Below are 17,603 nucleotides of genomic sequence, written 5' to 3'. Positions count from 1 at the left end.
CAAGGCGCATGAGCTTCCCCGGCGAAGGCCCGAGGCGCGATCCGGACGCCTTGCTGGCCCAGGTGCAGGAACACGAGCGCCGTGCCGCGCGCGGCCGGCTGCGCATCTATTTCGGGGCCTCGGCCGGCGTCGGCAAGACCTATGCGATGCTGTCCGCCGCGCGCGAGCTTGCCGCCGGCCGCAAGGTGCTGGTCGGTATCGCCGAGACCCACGGCCGTGCGGAAACCTCGGCCCTGCTGGAAGGCCTGGACGTCCTGCCGCGCAAGCGCATCGACTACCGCGGCAAGGCGCTCACCGAGTTCGACATCGACGCCGCGCTCGAACGGCGTCCGGATCTGGTCCTGGTCGACGAGCTGGCGCATTCGAACGTCGCCGGCTCGCGCCACCCGAAGCGTTGGCAGGACGTCGAGGAACTGATCGAGGCCGGCATCGACGTGTTCACGACCGTCAACGTCCAGCACCTGGAGAGCCTGAACGAAGTGGTGGGCGGGATCACCGGAGTGCGGGTGGCGGAGACGGTGCCTGACAGCGTGTTCGACGACGCCGACGAAGTGGTGCTGGTGGACTTGCCGGCGGACGAGCTGCTGACCCGGCTCAAGCTCGGCAAGGTTTATCAGGCACAGCAGGCCGAACGCGCCGGCCGGAACTTCTTCCGCAAGGGGAACCTGATCGCGCTGCGCGAACTGGCGCTGCGCCGCACCGCCGAGCGCATCGGCGACGACGTGCGCGCCTACCGGGTCGAGAAATCGATCGATACCGTGTGGCGCACCGGCAGCGCGCTGCTGGCCTGCGTCGGGCCGGGACCACAGGCCGACGGCGTGGTCAGGAGCGCGGCGCGCCTGGCGGCCCAGCTGGGCGCGGAGTGGCATGCGGTCTACGTCGAGACGCCGGCGTTGCAGCGCCTCGACCCGCCGCGCCGCGAGCGGATCCTGGGCGCGCTCGAGCTGGCGCGCGAACTCGGCGCAGCCACCGCGGTCCTGTCGGGCGACAGCGTGGAGGCGGCCGTGGTCGACTATGCGCGCAGCCACAACCTGTCGCGGATCGCGCTCGGTCGCAGCGATGCGCGGTGGCGCTGGCAGGCGCCGGCCGGTTTGCGCATCGGGCGGCTGGCGCCGGACGTCGAACTGGTCGAGGTGGCGGTGGCGCACGACCGCCCGGCCGATGATGCGCCGCGGCCTGGCGGCGGCCCGGCGGGCCGGATACCGCTGCGCCAGGTCTTGCCGGCGCACGGCATTGCGGTCGCCGCCAGCGTAGGCATGGCGCTGGCCGCCACGCCGGCGATCGCCTACCTCGACCTGGCCAACATCGCCATGCTGTTCCTGCTGGTCGTACTGCTGGTGGCGGTGCGGTTCGGCCGCGGCCCGTCGGTCACCGCTACCTGCGTCGGCGTGGCCTGTTTCGACTTCTTTTTCGTGCCGCCGCGCTTCACGCTGGCGATCTCGGATTTCCAGTACCTGGTGACCTTCGGCGTGATGCTGGCAGTCGGCACCATCACCGGGCACCTGACGGCGGGGCTGCGCTTCCAGGCGCGGGTCGCGGCCCGTCGCGAGAGCCGCACGCATGCCCTGTACGAATTCGCGCGCGCGCTGTCCGGGGTGCTGCAGACGGAGCAGATCCAGGAGGCCACGCGCGACGCCGTCAAGCGCACTTTCGGGGCGCGCACGGCGCTGCTGCTGCCGGATGCCGACGGCCGGCTGCAGGTCCCCGGAGCAGGGGAAGCCGACGGCGAGCCGGCCATCGCCGCGCTCGATCCCGGCGTGGCCCAATGGGCCTTCGATCACGGCGCCGCCGCCGGCATGGGCACCGACACCCTGCCGGGCAGTCCGCTCTTCTATATGCCGCTGGTGGCGCCGATGCGCACGCGGGGCGTGCTGGCGATCGAGGCCGCGGCGCCGCACTGGCTGCAGGCCCCTGAACAGCGCCAGCAGCTGGACACCTTCGCCGCCCTGGCCGCGATCGCACTCGAGCGGGTGCACTACATCGAGGTGGCGCAGGAGGCACTGGTCAGGATCGAGTCGGAACGCCTGCGCAATTCCCTGCTGGCGGCCCTGTCGCACGACCTGCGCACGCCGCTCACCTCGCTGATGGCGCAGGCCGAGTCCCTGGCGCGCTCCATGCCGCCGCTGGCGCCGGCGCAGCGAAGCATGGCGGACACCTTGCGCGAGGAAACCGTGCGCATGAGCACCATGGTGACGAACCTGCTCGACATGGCCCGCATCGAGAGCGGCGAGGTGAAGCTGCGCCTGCACTGGCAGGCCATCGAAGAGACGATCGGCAGTGCGCTGCGCGCCAGCCGGGCGGCGCTGGGCGGCCGTAGCGTGGAGACACGGGTGMCGGCCGACCTGCCGCTGGTGCGCTACGACGCCGTGCTGATCGAGCGAGTGCTGTCCAATCTCCTGGAAAATGCGGGAAAATACACGCCTGCCGGCAGCACGGTGGGTGTGTCCGCCCGGCGTCACGGCATATGGCTCGAGGTTGCCGTGTCCGACGACGGCCCCGGCCTGCCGCCGGGCCAGGAGGAAGCGGTGTTCGACAAATTCGTGCGTGGCGAGCGCGAGTCCGCCAAGCCCGGCGTCGGCCTCGGACTGGCGATCTGCCGCGCCATCGTGGAGGCCCACGGCGGCACGATCCGCGCGGCCAACCGGCCGGAGGGCGGCGCCGCCTTCGTCTTCACGCTGCCGCTGGGGACGCCGCCGGACATGCGGTTGCCGGATGAAGACATGGAGATCGAGGAACAGGATGAGTGATTTCATCGGCGTGGCACTGCTCGTGGAAGACGAGCCGCACATTCGCCGCTTCGTGCGCGGCGCGCTGGAACAGGAAGGCTGGCAGGTGCACGAGGCGGCCACCCTGCAGCGCGGCCTGGTGGAGGCGGGCACGCGCAAGCCGGACCTCGTCATCCTCGACCTCGGTTTGCCGGACGGCGACGGCGTCGATTTCATCGGCGACCTGCGCGCCTGGTCGGCGGTGCCGGTCATCGTGCTGTCGGCGCGGGTCGACGAGGAAGAGAAGATCCGCGCCCTCGACCGCGGCGCCGACGACTACCTCACCAAGCCCTTCGGCGTCGGCGAGCTGCTGGCACGGGTGCGCGCTTCGCGGCGGCGCCAGCGCGGCCTGGCGACCGGCGGCGACGGCAAGCTGAGTTTCGGCGACGTGGAAGTGGACGTCCAGAACCGCAGCGTGACCAAGGGCGGCAAGCCAGTGCGCCTGACGCCGACCGAGCACCGGCTGCTGGCGGTGCTGGTCGCCAATCCCGGCAAGGTGATGACCACGCCGCAACTGTTGCGCGCGGTCTGGGGGCCGAACCAGGCCGACAATGCGCACTATTTGCGCATCTACATGGGCCACCTGCGCCACAAGCTGGAAGACAATCCTGCGCAACCCCGTTATATGGTGACGGAGACCGGTGTCGGCTACCGCTTCCAGCTTCCTTGATGTTGTTTCGGGGCAACTAAACGCCGGCAATATGGTATTTTCTGGACTAGCCGTGCGTTCAGCATCTATCCTCCAGCGATAGCTTCCCCGTCCCGATGCCGATGCCGCCGAGTTCCACGCCCCGCCTCCGACACCTGAACCAGATACGCCGTCCGATCGTCGGGCGTTCGATCGCCCTGCTGGCGGCGTTCTGCGTGCTGCTGCCGGTGATCTGCGGCTGGAGCCTGTGGACGGCGCGCGAGGCCCAGCTGGAAGAGACCTCGGCCAGCACCGCGAACATGGCGCTTGCGCTGGCGGCCCAGGCCGAGACCTCGTTCAAGGTGGCCGACGTGGTGCTGGCCGAGACCGTCGAGCGCGTCGAGCAGGACGGCGCGGAAGGCGCGGCGGGAGAGCGCCTGCGACAGCGCTTCCAGCACATCACCGCCCACTCGGCCGAAGTGCATGGCCTGTTCGTGTATGGCGCCGACGGCAGCTGGCAGGTGGCGACGCATGCACAGCCGCCGCAGGCCAACAATGCCGACCGCGAATACTTCCGCTACCACCAGGCCAACCCCGACCGCCGCAGCCACGTGGGCAAGCCGGTGCGCAGCCGATCCAGCGGCGTGATGGTGATCCCGGTGTCGCGCCGGATCGACCGTCCCGACGGCAGCTTCGGCGGCGTGGCGCTGGTGACGCTGGACCTCGGCTTCTTCGGCCGCTTCTACGACCGCTTCGACGTCGGCCGCCAGGGCACCATCCTGCTCGCCCTCGACGACGGCACCCTGATCTACCGGCGGCCGTTCTCGGAAGACCTGGTCGGTACCAGCATCGCCGGCGGCCCGGTCTTCCAGATGATGAAGAGCGCCGGGCCGGTCGGCACCGCGATGCTGCGGGCCAGGATGGACGGCATCGAGCGCCTCTACAGCTATCGCCACCTGGACGGCTATCCGCTGGTGGTGGCCAGCGCCGAGTCCAGAACCGAGATCCTTGCCGAATGGCGGGCGGGCGCGGTCAAGATGAGCTGTGTGGTCGCGGTCGCGATCGTCCTGCTGGCCTGGGGCGGGCGGCGCATGATCCAGCAGATCCGCATCCGCGAGAGTCTCGAGGAAACCTTGCGGACGCTGGCCGAAAGCGACGGCCTGACCGGGCTGGCCAACCGCCGCCTGTTCGAAGACACCCTGGCGCGCGAGCTGGCGCGGGCGCGCCGCGGCGGCACCGGCTTCGCGCTGGTCCTGAGCGACGTCGACTGGTTCAAGAAGTACAACGACCGCTACGGCCATGTGGCCGGCGACGACTGCCTGCGCAAGGTGGCGGCGGCGATCGCGGCCGGGGCACGCCGGCCGGGCGACCTGGCGGCGCGCTACGGCGGCGAGGAATTCGCCGTGATCCTGCCGGGTACCGACCTGGATGGCGCGGTGAAGGTGGCCGAAGCGATCCGCGCCGCGGTGGCGGACCTGAAGCTGGAGCATGCCGACAGCCCCTACGGCCAGGTCAGCCTCAGCCTGGGCGTGGCGGCCGGCCAGCCCGGCGCCGGGCCGGACGGCGCCTGGATCGAGGCCGCGGACCGCCTGCTGTACGAAGCCAAGGAAGGCGGGCGCAATCGCGTGGCGGCGCGGCTTGCAATTGCATAGCGCGCGATCTAACATCCATCCCATGGAATCGAACACGACCCCCTTGCTGGACGACCAGCTGTGCTTTGCGCTGTACTCGACCGGGCTGGCGATGAACAAGGTCTACCGTAAGCTGCTGCGCAAGCTGGACCTGACCTATCCGCAATACCTGGTGATGCTGGTGCTGTGGGAGCGCGACGGGGTGAGCGTGTCCGACATCGGCGCGCGGCTCTTCCTCGACTCGGCGACCCTGACGCCGCTGCTCAAGCGCCTGGAGACGGCCGGCCTGGTGGCGCGGGCGCGCTCCAGCCTCGACGAGCGCCAGGTGATGGTCAGCCTGACCGACGCCGGCCGCGCGATGGCGCGCGACGCCGCGGCGATCCAGGAACAGGTGCTGTGCGCGGCCGCCTGCCCGCCCGGCGACCTGGCGGCGCTCAAGGGCCAGCTCGAGCAGCTGCGCGGCAAGCTGGGACAAAAAAGCTAGGCGGAATCGGCGTCCGGCTGGCTGCAGCCGGGATCGGCCTGCTGCGGCGTGGTGCGCTGGGCCAGCAGCAGGGCCTGGAAATCGCTGGCGCGCATCGGCTTGCCGATCAGGTAGCCCTGCAGTACGTCGCATTCGGTCGAGCGGATCGCGCGGGCCTGCGCCTCGGTTTCGATCCCCTCGCAAATCACACTCAGCTTGAGCGACTTGGCGAAGGCGATCACGCCGTTGACGATGTCCAGGCAGCGCCGGTCTTCCTCGATCTCCTGCACGAAGGAGCGGTCGATCTTGATCGCGGTGATCGGGAACTGGCGCAGGTAGGAGAGGTTCGAGTAGCCGGTGCCGAAATCGTCGAGCGCGATCCGGAAGCCTTCCTGCTGCAGCGAACGCAGCACAGACGCGGCCTTCTCGATGTCCTGAGTCAGCATGCTTTCCGTGACTTCCAGCTTGATGCAGCCGGTGTCCAGCCCGTAGTGCGCCACCAGGTTCTTCAGCAGCACCGGCAGGTTCTCGTCGGTGAGCTGGCGGGTCGACACGTTCACCGCCATCTGCAGCTGGAAGCCGAGCAGCTCCCATTCGCGCGCCTGGCGGCAGGCTTCTTCGCAGACCCAGGCGCCGACCGCGGTGATCGCCGGCGAATCCTCGAGCATCGACAGGAAGGCGCCCGGCGCGATCACGCCCAGGCGTGGATGCTCCCAGCGCAGCAAGGCCTCCGCCCCCACGACGGCGCCGTTGGCGGCGCTGATCTGCGGCTGGTAGAACAGCACGAACTGGCGCCGCTCGAGGGCCGAAAACACTTCCTGGCGCAGCTGCAGGCGCTCCTTGATCAGCTGGGCCGACTTGGGCGAGAACAGGCAGGCGGTATGGCGGCCGTTGTCCTTGGCGGCATACATCGCGGCATCGGCGTTGTTGAGCAGTTCGTCGGCGCTGATCTCGCCGGGTTTGCCCAGCGCGATCCCGATGCTGGCGCCGACCGTGACCTTCAGGGGGCCGATCGCGATCGGTTCGGCCATGCGCTGCAGCACCGCGGCCGCCAGCGCCTTCGCCGCTTCAGGTTCCGCATCGGTGAGCACGAACACGAATTCGTCGCCGCTGATGCGCGCCACCGTGGTGCTGGCGTTGCCGAATGCCGCCAGGCGGCGCCCGATCTCCTGCAGCGCCAGGTCGCCGGACTGGTGGCCGTGGGCGTCGTTGACTTCCTTGAAGTGGTCGAGGTCGACGAACAGCACGCCGATCATGTCGTCGCGCGCCAGCGCCTCGTCGAGCGCGCGCAGGCAGCTGAAGCGGTTGTGCAGTCCGGTCAGGCTGTCGTGGGTGGCCATGTGGACCAGGCGCGCTTCGGCCTCCTTGCGTTCGGTGATGTCCGCATAGAACACCGTCAGGCCATTCTTCGACGGATAGGCGCGCGCCTCGAGCCACATCTGCAGCGGCGCATAATAGCTCTCGCAGCTGGCCGCCTCCTGCCGCTCGAGCGCGCGGTGGTAGGTCTGGTAGAAGGGGCCGCCGACGGCTTCCGGGAACTCGTCCCAGATCACCTTGCCGATCAAATGGTCGGCGCTGCGTCGCATCCAGGCCGCTCCCTTGCTGTTGATGAAGGTGAAGCGCCACTCGCGGTCGAGCGAGAAGCAGCCGTCGGATATGCTCTCCAGCAGGGTACTGAGGCGCTCGCGCGCATTCGCCACCTCGGCCTGGGCCTGGATCGCGACGCTCACGTCTTCCAGGAAGGCGACGAAGTTGGTGACCGCGCCGGCGGTATCGCATACCGGGAACAGGTGCATGCGGCTCCAGAACTGCCTGCCGTCCTTGCGGTAGTTGCGCAAGGTGCAGGTGTAGCTTCGTCCGGCGGCGAGAGCCTCGCGCAGGCCGGCGAGCCCGGGCTGGTCGCGGTCGCTGCCTTGCAGGAAACGGCAGTTACGGCCGATCACCTCGGCCAGCGTGTAGCCGGAGATCGCCTCGAAGGCCGGATTCACCCAGGCGATCGGATCATCGGGCTGCTTTGCATCGCAGATGACGATGGCCGTGCTGCTCGCCTGGATCAGGCCCTTGAAGAAATCCGCGGGCTTGTCTTCGAGATTCACGAGGTTGAGCCGATTGTATTCCCACGAATGTGATGACATGGTCGCCTATTGGAACGCTGGACGGCTCCAGTGTAATCGCGGCAGTCGATACGCGGAGCACGCCAAGCGTGCCCGGCATCAAGGCGGCGGCGCCATCCCGAGGGCCGCCATCTTCTCGCCCAGGGCCAGGCGGTCGGCATCGATCTGACTGCCGTTCGTGCGGCTCGACAAGGCAGCTTTCGTTTTCCGGCCGAGGAAGTAGGCGATGCGTTCCGCGTTCGCGCCGGAAGGGTGGGGAATGCCATGCAGGATGCGCGCTTCGTCGAGCATGCCGCGGCGCGCCAGCCACGACAGCGCCTGGCTCACCTTGGGCCCGAGCGGCACGAAGACGGCACCGGACAGCTGCGCCGCTTCCTGGCCGAAATACGCCAGCAGCTGCTCCTGCAGCAGGGGCGTGGTCACCATGTTCGGATTGGCGCCGTTGTAGTTCTTGCCGTCGACGAAGACGGGCTGGCGCAGCGCCCCGGTCACGTGCATGAGGTGGGCGTCGGCGCCGAACAGCGTGGCGCAGCTGGCGATCCCGAGCCAGCGCTGCAGGCCGATATGGTCGAGCAGGGCCACCAGGTTGGGGCGGATCGCGCCGCTGAAGGCGCCCGTGTACTTGGCCGCGCGCAGCAGCTCGGGCAGGGCCAGGCCGTCGCGCAATCCCTGCTGCGCGGCGCGCACCGCATTCTTCCATTGCACGAAGCCGGGCGAGATCCCGACCACCACCACGCGCGCGGCGGGATTGACGTAGTCGAAAGGAATGTAATGCGCTTCGACGCGGCCGGCGCGGCCGAGCAAAAAGGCATCCGGAATCTGTGCGGGATTCGCGATCGCGGCGAGGTCGGTGGCGGCGATCAGATCCGCGTAATGCTCGAACTGAGCGGCAAACTGGGCAGGCATGCCAGCATTGTGCCACGGTGCGCCGGCCGGGCGGGGCGTCGTGCTAGCATCGGGCCGACCTGCCGCTGCGGCGGCGACACCCATACAGGACCCATCGTGCACGCGCAAACCGACTCCACCCCAGGCATCACCCAGGCGCCGTTCGGCAAGCTCCCCGACGGCGCGCCGGTCACCCGCTACACCCTCGTCAACCGCCACGGCATGACGGTGAAGATCCTCGATTTCGGCGGCATCATCACGAATATCCACGTGCCCGACCGCGAGGGCCGCTTCGCCGACGTCGCCCTCGGCTTCGACGAGCTGTCGCCCTACCTGGGCGAGAGCCCTTATTTCGGCGCCCTGATCGGCCGCTACGGCAACCGCATCGCAAAGGGCCGTTTCACGCTCGACGGCCACAGCTATCAGCTGGCGACCAATAACGGCAACAACCACCTCCACGGCGGCGACCGCGGCTTCGACAAGGTCTTGTGGCAGGCCGCCGTCGAAGGCAATGCACTGCGGCTGCGCTACCGCAGCAGGGACGGCGAAGAGGGCTATCCGGGCAATCTGGATGCCCAGGTCGTCTATAGCCTCACCGACGACAACGAGATCGTCGTGCGGTTTTCGGCGGTCACCGACAAGCCGACCCCCGTCAACCTGACCCAGCACAGCTATTTCAACCTGGCCGGCATCGAGGGCTGTGGCGACATCCTCGGCCATGAACTCTTCATCGATGCCGACGGCTTCGTGCCGATCGACGCCGAATCGATCCCGCTGGGCCAGGTGCGCCCGGTGGCCGGCACGCCCTTCGACTTCCGCCAGCCGCGCAGCATCGGCAGCCGGATCGGCGAAGACGACCAGCAGCTCGCCAACGGCCAGGGCTACGACCATTGTTTCGTGCTGAACAGGGAGGCCGGCAGCCGCCTGCTGGCGCGCGCGGTGCGCGTGCGCGATCCGGGCTCGGGGCGGGTGCTGGAACTGCTGACCCAGGATCCGGGCGTGCAGTTCTACAGCGGCAATTTCCTCGACGGCAGCCTGTCGGGCAAGGGCTGCGCCTATCCCCACCGCGGCGGCTTCGCCATCGAGCCCGAGCACTTCCCGGACTCGCCGAACCAGCCTGCTTTCCCGAACACGATCCTGCGCCCGGGCGAGATGTATGCGACCGAGTCGCGCTTCAGGTTTTCGGTGGATGCATAACCAAAGGTGTTGTTCCGATAACTCACTTTTGTAAATATCTTCCCGCAAACTTCACTTTTCTATCGACTTTCGTTAGTTTCTCGCCATAAACTTTATTGCTTTACGTAATGTTCGTGCGTGGACTTGTAATCAACAAGGTTTCGGAGAGAAGAATGAAAGTTACGGATTGGAAGATCGGAACCCGTCTCGGGATGGGTTTCGGTGTCATCTGCCTCGCGCTGGTGTTCATCGTCGGGCAGGCTTTGATCGGCCTCGGCAGTGTCGATGAGGGTACGAAGACCATCGTCACCAAGCGCATCCCGCGCCTCGATCTGAGCACCCGGTTGCTGGGCGAAGTGAACGATGTCGCCATCGCCCTGCGCAATATGATGCTGACGGACGACCCTGCCGACCGCGCCAGGCAGCTCGAGGAAATCGCGGCGTCGAGCAAGGATGCCGAGGCCACTCTTTCCGAACTCGACAAGACGCTGGAAAGCAAGGAGGGGCGCGCCCTGCTGCGCCAGCAGCAGGACCTGAACGTCCGCTACGTGAAAAGCCAGCAGGAGCTGATCCGCCTGATCGGCGCCAACCAGCTGGACGAAGCCAAGACCTATCTCAGGAACGAGGTACGCCCGATCCTGGGCGAGTACAAGAAGACCATCGCCGAGCAGATCAGGCAGCAGAAGGAACTCGCCGATGCCGATGCCGCCGCCGCCGCCACCACCTATGCCAGCACCCGCAGCCTGATGCTGGGAGTGGGCCTGCTGATCCTGGCCGCCGCCGCCGCGCTGTCGCTATGGACCACGGCCTCGATCGTGCGCCCGATCCGCCGCGCGCTGGCGGTGGCTGACGCCGTCGCCGCCGGCGACCTGACCACCAGGGTCGAAGTCACCAGCAAGTGCGAGGCCGGCCAGCTGCTGGCATCGCTGAAGACCATGAACGACAACCTGGTGAAGACCGTCACCACGGTGCGCACCGGCACCGAGGCGATCGGCACCGCGTCCAGCGAGGTTGCGGCCGGCAACCAGGACCTGTCGAGCCGCACCGAGCAGCAGGCCAGTTCGCTGGAAGAGACGGCATCCTCGATGGAAGAGCTGACCTCGACCGTGAAGCAGAACGCCGACAATGCGCGCCAGGCGAATACCCTGGCCGAAGCCGCATCCGGCGTCGCTGCGCGCGGCGGCCAGGTGATCCACCAGGTGGTCGCCACCATGGAGCAGATCCACGACGCTTCCGGCAAGATCGCGGACATCATCAGCGTGATCGACGGCATCGCCTTCCAGACCAATATCCTCGCGCTGAACGCGGCCGTGGAAGCGGCGCGCGCCGGCGAACAGGGCCGCGGCTTCGCGGTGGTGGCGGGCGAGGTGCGCAACCTGGCCCAGCGCTCGGCCGCCGCGGCCAAGGAGATCAAGACCCTGATCGACGATTCCGGCAACAAGGTCGATACCGGCAGCCGCCTGGTGAAGCAAGCCGGCACTACCATGAGCGACATCGTCGACAGCGTGGGCCGCGTCACCGACATCCTCAACGAGATCACCTCGGCCAGCCAGGAACAGAGCGCGGGCATCGAGCAGATCAACGAAGCCATCACCCAGATGGACACCGTGACCCAGCAGAACGCCGCCCTGGTCGAAGAAGCGGCCGCCGCCTCGCAAGCCATGCAGGACCAGGCAACGCGCCTGGCGCAGGCGGTGGCGGTGTTCAAGCTCGGCGCCGCGCCGGCCATGGCAGCCGCCCCGGCGGCGCCGCGTTCCAGCTTGCCGGCGGTAAGGCCGGCGGCCGTCGAGCCGGCAGCCAGGCCGGCACGCGCCGCGCGTCCGGCGCCGGCAGAGGCGGTGGAGAGCGATTGGGAAGAGTTTTGAATTAACGACGTCGTTCCCGCTTCCTCGAGAATGACGAATCGAGCCGCAACTGGCAGCCGCTGATTATGTTATGGTATCCGACGCGCCTCCAAAAGCGCGCTCGGCAACCGTCTTTACAAGGATCAGCATGACCGGCTTCGTCATCACCCCTCCCGACACCCCCGCCCTTGCCATCGCGGGCTCCGACCAGACTTTCCCGCTGCGCCGCGTGTTCTGCGTCGGCCGCAACTACGCCTCCCACGCGCGCGAAATGGGTTCCGACCCGGACCGCGAACCGCCGTTCTTCTTCACCAAGCCGGCCGACGCCGTGGTGCCGGCCAGCGGCACGCTGCCTTACCCGCCCGCCACGAAGGAGCTGCACCATGAGGTCGAACTGGTGGTGGCCCTGAAGGAGGGCGGTGCGAATATCGCGCCGGAACAGGCGCTCGGCCTGGTGTGGGGCTATGCGGTCGGCCTCGACCTGACCCGGCGCGACCTGCAGGCCGTCGCCAAGAAGGATGGCCGGCCCTGGGACATGTCGAAGGGCTTCGATGCCTCGGCGCCCTGCAGCCCGCTGCAGCCGGTATCCTGCACCGAGCACCCGCAGGCCGGCCGTATCTGGCTCGAGGTGAACGGCCAGCTGAAGCAGGAGGGCAACCTGAACGAGATGATCTGGCCGGTGGCCGACGTGATCGCCTACCTGTCGCGCTTCGTGACCCTGGCGCCGGGCGACCTGATCTTCACCGGCACCCCGGCCGGGGTCGATGCCTTGAACCCGGGCGACCACGTGCGCGGCGGCGTGGACGGCGTCGCCACTTTCGAACTCGCCATCGGCGGCCAATGACGGGCTTGCACCGACCCGGGCTGCTGCAGATCGGCAGCTTCCCGCCGGAGGTACAGTCGCAGATCGACGCCGAATTCGAGCGGCTGGGCGCCGCCGACATCGAACGCGATCCGGCGCGCGCCGGCGAGATCCGCGCCATCGTCACCCGCAGCAACCTGGAGGTGCCGGCCAGCCTGGTCGAGCGCCTGCCGAAGCTGGAGATCATCGCCACCAACGGCGTCGGCTACGACCTGATCCCGCTCGAGCTGGCGGCGCGGCGCGGCATCGTGGTGTCGAATACCCCGGACGTGCTGAACGCGGCGGTGGCCGAGCTGTGCATCGGCGCACTGCTGTCGCTGCTGCGCAAGCTGCCCCAGGCCGACCGCTATGTGCGCGAAGGCCGCTGGCTCGACGCCGGCTTCCCGCTGAGTACCAGCCTGGCCGGCAAGCACGTCGGTATCGTCGGCCTGGGCCGCATCGGCAAGGACATCGCGCGCCGGCTCGAACTGTTCGGCGTGGCCCTGGCCTACCATGGCCGCAGCGACCAGGGCCTGGCCTGGCGCTTCGAAGCCGACCTGGCGGCGCTGGCGCGCGACGTCGACATCCTGATCGTGGCGGCACCGGGCGGACGCGAGACCGCGCGCATGATCGATGCGCGCGTGCTGGACGCGCTGGGGCCGCGCGGCTGGCTGGTGAACGTGGCGCGCGGTTCGCTGGTGGACGAGGAAGCGCTGCTGGCGGCGCTGGAGCAGAACCGCATCGCCGGCGCCGCGCTCGACGTGTTCGACGGCGAGCCGGACATCGACAGGCGTTTCTTCGGGCTGGAGAACGTACTGCTGTTGCCGCACATCGGCAGCGCCACGCAGGAGACGCGGGCGGCGATGGCGCAGCTGATGCTGGATAATCTGCGGAGTTACTTCAGGAGTGGGCGGGCGCTTACGCCGGTGACTGCGTAACTGCAATCGTTACACTAAAAACCGTCGTCCCCGCGCCTTGTTACCGTCGTCCCCGCGAAGGCGGGGCCGACGTTGTGGAGCTGCGGGCCGTCGCTTACCGGCCCATCAATTCGCCATATTCTTGGCCACAATCGCATCCGTAGCCGCCTGCGCCTGCTGCAGCGGCTGGTTCAGCACATTGGTCGTATAGGTCGGATTTGATGCCGCCACGGTGCCCAGGGCGCCGCCGTCCCGCTTGCTGATGTCGACGTCGACGGTGGCCGACAGGCCCACGCGCAGCGGGTGCTGGGCCAGTTCCTTCGGATCCAGCGAGATCCGCACCGGCACGCGCTGCACCACCTTGATCCAGTTGCCGGTCGCGTTCTGCGCCGGCAGCAGCGAGAAGGCGCTGCCGGTGCCGGCCGCCAGGCCCACCACCTTGCCGTGATAGACCACCTTGCTGCCGTAGATGTCGGCCTCGATCGTGGCCGGCTGGCCGACGCGGATGTCGCGCAGTTCCGATTCCTTGAAGTTGGCGTCGATCCACAGCTGGTCCAGCGGCACGATGGACAGCAGCGGCGCGCCCGGGGCGATGCGGCTGCCCACCTGCACGCTGCGCTTGGCCACGTAGCCGCTCACCGGCGCGACGATGGCGTTGCGGCGCGCCGCCAGCCAGGCCGACAGGTAATCGGCCTTCGCCGCCAGCACGGCCGGGTGCTCGGCCGGCGAGACGCCCGCCACCGCCACCCGCGCCGCCGCCACCTGCTTCAGCGCCACGTCCAGCGCCGCCTTCGCATCCTGCACGGCGCGGCGCGCATGCGCCACGTCTTCGCCGGAGACGATGCTGTCGGCCGCCAGCGGCAGGCGCCGCGCGAGGTCGTCCTGGGCCGCCTTCAGGGTCACGCGGCGCTGTTCGACCACCGCGTTCAGCTGCTCGACGTTGGAATAGCGTTCGCGTTGCTGGCGCACGGCGGTGCCCAGGCGCGCCTCGGCCTGGGCCAGGTTGACTTCGGCGTCGGAGGGGTCGAGGCGCACGATCTCTTCGCCGGCTTTCACCAGCTGGGTCTCGTCGGCGCGGATCTCGACCACGCTGCCGGTCACCTGGGAGGAGACGTTGACCAGGTTGCCGCCCACGTAGGCGTTGTCGGTCTCCATGCGCTTGGAAGCGACCAGGGTGTAATAGGCGCCGTAGGCGACGCCGGCGGCGATGAAGGCGACGGTGATGCCGGCCAGGACTGCGCGGCGCTTGCCCTTGTTCGGGACTTGATTGTTCTCGGTGCTCATGGTCTTGGGTTCTGGATTATTTGGTGTTGTTCGATGCGGCAGCCGTCGCTGCGGCAGCCGTCGTTGCGGTGGCCGTCGCTGCGACAGCCGACGTCGAGGCGGGCGCGCGATAACCGCCGCCGAGGGCCTTGACCAGCGCTACCTGGGTCTGCAGGCGGGCGTCGAGCAGCTGCAGGTCGGTGTCCTGCTGGCGCAGCAGGGTCATCTTCGCCTGCAGCACGCCGGCGCGTTCGAGCAGGCCGCGCTTCATGCGCGCCTCGGCGCTGTCGAGCAGCTTGCGGCTGGATGCCACGGTCTGACTGTGGGTCTGGGCTTCCTGGTCGAGGCCTTGCAGGGTCGCGCCTTCCTGGGCCACTTCGCGCACCGCGGCCAGCACGGCCTCGTTGTACTCGGCCACCAGTTCCTCGCGGCTGCCGCGGGCCACGCCCAGCTGGGCCTTCAGGCGGCCGCTGTCGAACAACGGCAGGTCGAGGGTGGCGCCGAGCAGCGGCGTGCGGCTGGGCCAGCGCAGCAGCTTGCCGAGCGAGACCGCGTCGAGGCCGAGCGCGCCCACCAGGTTGATGTCGGGACGGAAGGCGGCCTCGCTGGCGGCCACGCGGCCGAGCTGGGCCTCGACCCGCCAGCGCGCGGCCTGCAGGTCGGGACGGCGCGCCAGCAGCTCCATGCCGAGTTCGCGCGGCAGGGCGTTGGCGCCGGGCGCCGGCTTGAAGCGCGCCAGGCTGGCGAGAGCCTGTGTATCGCCGCCGATCAGGGCGCGCAGCACTTCGCGCTCGCGCACCGCCTGGGTGGCGAAGCGGGCCGACTGTTCTTCCATCGCGCCGAGGTCGAGTTCCGCGCTTTGCAGCATGTCGGCACTGGCCAGGCCGTGGGCGATGCGGGCCTTGCGGCCGGCCACCAGCTCGCGCTGTACCGATGCCAGCGCGTTCACGTTGTCCTGGCGCGCCCACAGCATCTGCAGGCGGAAGTAGCTCTGGGCGACGCTGGCGGCGATTGCCTGCGCGGCCTGGGCGGCTTCGGCCTTGCGCGCATTTTCTTCGCCCAGCGCGGCAGCGACCAGCGAGCGGTGCCTGCCCCACCAGTCGACGTCGTAGGAAGCGCGCAACTGCACGTTGGCGTCGTTGAAGTAGTTGCCGCCGATCGGCGGCGGGAAGAAGCCGTTCGAGGAATAGCGCTGGCGGTTCAGGCCGGTCGACAGGCCGACCTGGGCGCCTTCGTCGGCGCGTTCGGCCGTCACGATGGCCTGGGCGCTGGCGACGCGCGCCTGCACCACGGCCAGGCTCGGGTTGTCGTGCAGCGCCTGCCGGATCAGGGTATTCAGCTGCGGGTCGCCGTAGGTCAGCCACCATTGTTCGGCCGGCCAGGCGTCCTGCGGCAGGGTGATGCCGGGCGCGTGCTGGGCCTTTGCCGCCAGGTCGATCGGCGCGGCGCGCTTGCTGTCGGCCGGCACGCTGATGCAGCCGGCCAGCAGCGCCAGCACGGCGCCGGCGGTGAGGCTGTTTTTCAGGATGAATGAGGTGTGTCGCACTTGTTCTAGCTTTCCAAATTAATCGAGGTGCACGTCGACCGGGGCCGCGGCGCTTGCCGCCTTCGGCGGACGGATCAGGATCAGCAGCGGAATCACGGCCGCGGTGAGCAGCATCATCAGCCAGTAGTCGTCGACGTAGGCGATCATCGAGGCCTGGCGCGTGATCTCGTTGTTGATCATGGCGGCGCCGAGCTGGCTGCCCATGTTGTAGCTGCTTCCCGGGTCGTTCAGCGCCGGATTCGCATTCGTGATCTGGGTCGTCAGCGAGGCGTGGGCGATCTGGGTGTTACGCACCAGCAGGGCCTGCACCATGGCGATGCCGATCGAGGAGCCGATGTTGCGGACCAGGCTGTACAGCGCGGTACCTTCCGCACGCATCTGCGGCGACAGGGTGGCGAAGGTGGCGGCCGACAGCGGCACGAACACCAGGCCCAGGCCCACGCCCTGGATCACGCCGGGCCACACGATGTCGGACTGCGACAGCACCAGCGTGTACCGGGTCATCTGCCACAGCGAGAAGGCGGTGATGGCGAAGCCGGCGCCCAGCAGCAGGCGGAAGTCGACCTTGCCGGTCAGCCGTCCCACCACCAGCATCGCCGCCATCGTGCCCAGGCCGGAGGGCGCCGTCACCAGGCCGGCCAGCGCCGCCGGATAGCCCATCAGGCCCTGCAGCATGGTCGGCATCAGCGCGCGGGTCGCGAACAGCACCATGCCGACGATGAAGATCAGCAGCAGGCCGGTGACGTAGTTGCTGTTCTTGAGCAGGCGGAAGTCGACGAAGGACTGGCCGGCCGGACGCGTGAGCGTGTGGCCGATGAAGTAGGCGCCGGCCAGCAGCATCAGCACCAGCTCGACCCAGGTCTCCAGCGACTGGAACCAGTCGTTCTGTTCGCCGCGGTCGAGCAGCATCTGCAGCGCGCCGATCGCGATCGACAGGGTAACGAAGCCGAACATGTCGAAGCGCACCCGGCGCGCGGCGGTGGTGGCGTGGATGTAGCGCCAGATGCCGTAGAAGGCCACCGCGCCGATCGGCAGGTTGATGAAGAAGACCCAGCGCCAGCTGTAGCTGTCGGTCAGCCAGCCGCCCAGCGTGGGGCCGAGGATGGGGCCGATCATCACGCCCATGCCCCATACCGCCATCGCCGAACCGTGCTTCTCTTTCGGATTGATGTCGAGCAGGACCGATTGCGACAGCGGCACCAGGGCCGCGCCGAACACGCCCTGCAGCATGCGCGAGACGACGATCTCGGTCAGGTTCATCGACAGCCCGCACAGGGCCGAGGCGACGGTGAAGCCGGCCACCGAGACCAGGAACACCTTCTTCAGGCCGAAGCGGTCGACCAGCCAGCCGTTCAGCGGGGTGGCGATGGCGGCGGCCACGATGAAGGAGGTCAGCACCCAGGTGATCTGGTCCTGGGAGGCCGACAGCGCGCCCTGCATGTGGGGCAGGGCGACGTTGGCGATGGTGCCGTCGAGCGCCTGGATGATGGTCGCCAGCATGATCGAGATCGTGATCATGGTGCGGTTGAT

At 68.6% G+C, this 17,603-nt stretch carries 13 protein-coding genes; 8 read left to right on the top strand and 5 right to left on the bottom strand.

The window, feature by feature from the left end:
* Positions 1–8 precede the first annotated feature (8 nt).
* The 4 genes from AC1DOQ_RS17430 (at position 9) to AC1DOQ_RS17415 (ending at position 5,508) form a co-directional block, all read left to right on the top strand.
* Complete coding sequence (locus tag AC1DOQ_RS17430; protein ID WP_477366879.1) at positions 9–2,747, top strand: DUF4118 domain-containing protein; 2,739 nt, start codon at positions 9–11, stop codon at positions 2,745–2,747.
* Positions 2,740–3,435, top strand: coding sequence for a two-component system response regulator KdpE (kdpE, locus tag AC1DOQ_RS17425; protein ID WP_477366875.1), 696 nt, complete (start codon positions 2,740–2,742; stop codon positions 3,433–3,435). The genes AC1DOQ_RS17430 and kdpE overlap by 8 nt, the downstream gene beginning before the upstream one ends.
* A 101-nt stretch (positions 3,436–3,536) precedes the next feature.
* Positions 3,537–5,045 carry a sensor domain-containing diguanylate cyclase gene (locus AC1DOQ_RS17420; protein ID WP_477366872.1) on the top strand — a complete coding sequence of 503 codons (1,509 nt, stop codon included), beginning with the start codon at positions 3,537–3,539 and terminating at the stop codon, positions 5,043–5,045.
* A 22-nt stretch (positions 5,046–5,067) separates the two neighbouring features.
* Positions 5,068–5,508 (top strand): MarR family winged helix-turn-helix transcriptional regulator, encoded by a 441-nt coding sequence (locus tag AC1DOQ_RS17415; RefSeq protein WP_477366869.1) that lies wholly within the window; start codon positions 5,068–5,070, stop codon positions 5,506–5,508.
* Here the strand turns inward: AC1DOQ_RS17415 and AC1DOQ_RS17410 are convergent.
* Both AC1DOQ_RS17410 and AC1DOQ_RS17405 read right to left on the bottom strand, forming a co-directional pair.
* Positions 5,505–7,583 (bottom strand): putative bifunctional diguanylate cyclase/phosphodiesterase, encoded by a 2,079-nt coding sequence (locus AC1DOQ_RS17410; RefSeq protein WP_477366866.1) that lies wholly within the window; start codon positions 7,581–7,583, stop codon positions 5,505–5,507. The genes AC1DOQ_RS17415 and AC1DOQ_RS17410 overlap by 4 nt on opposite strands.
* A 117-nt stretch (positions 7,584–7,700) precedes the next feature.
* Positions 7,701–8,507 (bottom strand): hypothetical protein, encoded by an 807-nt coding sequence (locus AC1DOQ_RS17405; protein WP_477366863.1) that lies wholly within the window; start codon positions 8,505–8,507, stop codon positions 7,701–7,703.
* Positions 8,508–8,603: 96 nt separating this feature from the next.
* Between AC1DOQ_RS17405 and AC1DOQ_RS17400 the strand changes: the two genes are divergently transcribed.
* The 4 genes from AC1DOQ_RS17400 (at position 8,604) to AC1DOQ_RS17385 (ending at position 13,285) form a co-directional block, all read left to right on the top strand.
* A complete protein-coding gene (locus AC1DOQ_RS17400) occupies positions 8,604–9,683 on the top strand; it encodes an aldose epimerase family protein (protein WP_477366860.1) in 1,080 nt (359 codons plus the stop codon).
* Positions 9,684–9,835: 152 nt separating this feature from the next.
* Positions 9,836–11,527: a methyl-accepting chemotaxis protein gene (locus AC1DOQ_RS17395; protein ID WP_477366857.1), complete on the top strand. Its 1,692-nt coding sequence runs from the start codon at positions 9,836–9,838 to the stop codon at positions 11,525–11,527.
* 127 nt (positions 11,528–11,654) lie between these two features.
* Complete coding sequence (locus AC1DOQ_RS17390; RefSeq protein ID WP_477366854.1) at positions 11,655–12,350, top strand: fumarylacetoacetate hydrolase family protein; 696 nt, start codon at positions 11,655–11,657, stop codon at positions 12,348–12,350.
* Entirely contained in the window at positions 12,347–13,285 is a 939-nt protein-coding gene (locus tag AC1DOQ_RS17385; protein ID WP_477366851.1) for a 2-hydroxyacid dehydrogenase, read from the top strand. The genes AC1DOQ_RS17390 and AC1DOQ_RS17385 overlap by 4 nt, the downstream gene beginning before the upstream one ends.
* A 105-nt stretch (positions 13,286–13,390) precedes the next feature.
* Here AC1DOQ_RS17385 and AC1DOQ_RS17380 read toward each other — a convergent pair whose 3' ends face one another.
* Genes AC1DOQ_RS17380 through AC1DOQ_RS17370 form a run of 3 tightly spaced genes read right to left on the bottom strand, consistent with a single transcriptional unit; the run spans position 13,391 to position 17,591 of the window.
* Positions 13,391–14,548, bottom strand: coding sequence for an EmrA/EmrK family multidrug efflux transporter periplasmic adaptor subunit (locus tag AC1DOQ_RS17380; protein WP_477366848.1), 1,158 nt, complete (start codon positions 14,546–14,548; stop codon positions 13,391–13,393).
* 16 nt (positions 14,549–14,564) lie between these two features.
* The gene (locus AC1DOQ_RS17375) at positions 14,565–16,073 is read right to left on the bottom strand and encodes an efflux transporter outer membrane subunit (RefSeq protein WP_477366845.1); all 1,509 of its coding nucleotides are present in this window, start codon (positions 16,071–16,073) and stop codon (positions 14,565–14,567) included.
* A gap of 18 nt (positions 16,074–16,091) precedes the next feature.
* On the bottom strand, positions 16,092–17,591 hold the full coding sequence (locus tag AC1DOQ_RS17370; protein WP_477367031.1) for an MDR family MFS transporter: 1,500 nt from the start codon (positions 17,589–17,591) through the stop codon (positions 16,092–16,094).
* Between the last annotated feature and the right edge of the window lie 12 nt (positions 17,592–17,603).

The organism is Massilia sp. 01N417 (assembly GCF_056399645.1).
Note: the sequence above shows the minus strand (reverse complement) of the source record. Positions and strands in the feature narration are given on the sequence as shown.

Excerpts from the sequence above, each read along its gene's own strand:
- AC1DOQ_RS17420 (WP_477366872.1), top strand. The coding sequence starts at position 3,537 with ATGCCGCCGAGTTCCACGCCCCGCCTCCGACACCTGAACCAGATACGC.
- AC1DOQ_RS17385 (WP_477366851.1), top strand. The coding sequence starts at position 12,347 with ATGACGGGCTTGCACCGACCCGGGCTGCTGCAGATCGGCAGCTTCCCG.
- AC1DOQ_RS17405 (WP_477366863.1), bottom strand. The coding sequence starts at position 8,507 with ATGCCTGCCCAGTTTGCCGCTCAGTTCGAGCATTACGCGGATCTGATC.
- AC1DOQ_RS17380 (WP_477366848.1), bottom strand. The coding sequence starts at position 14,548 with ATGAGCACCGAGAACAATCAAGTCCCGAACAAGGGCAAGCGCCGCGCA.
- AC1DOQ_RS17395 (WP_477366857.1), top strand. The coding sequence starts at position 9,836 with ATGAAAGTTACGGATTGGAAGATCGGAACCCGTCTCGGGATGGGTTTC.
- AC1DOQ_RS17415 (WP_477366869.1), top strand. The coding sequence starts at position 5,068 with ATGGAATCGAACACGACCCCCTTGCTGGACGACCAGCTGTGCTTTGCG.
- AC1DOQ_RS17390 (WP_477366854.1), top strand. The coding sequence starts at position 11,655 with ATGACCGGCTTCGTCATCACCCCTCCCGACACCCCCGCCCTTGCCATC.
- kdpE (WP_477366875.1), top strand. The coding sequence starts at position 2,740 with ATGAGTGATTTCATCGGCGTGGCACTGCTCGTGGAAGACGAGCCGCAC.
- AC1DOQ_RS17370 (WP_477367031.1), bottom strand. The coding sequence starts at position 17,591 with ATGATCACGATCTCGATCATGCTGGCGACCATCATCCAGGCGCTCGAC.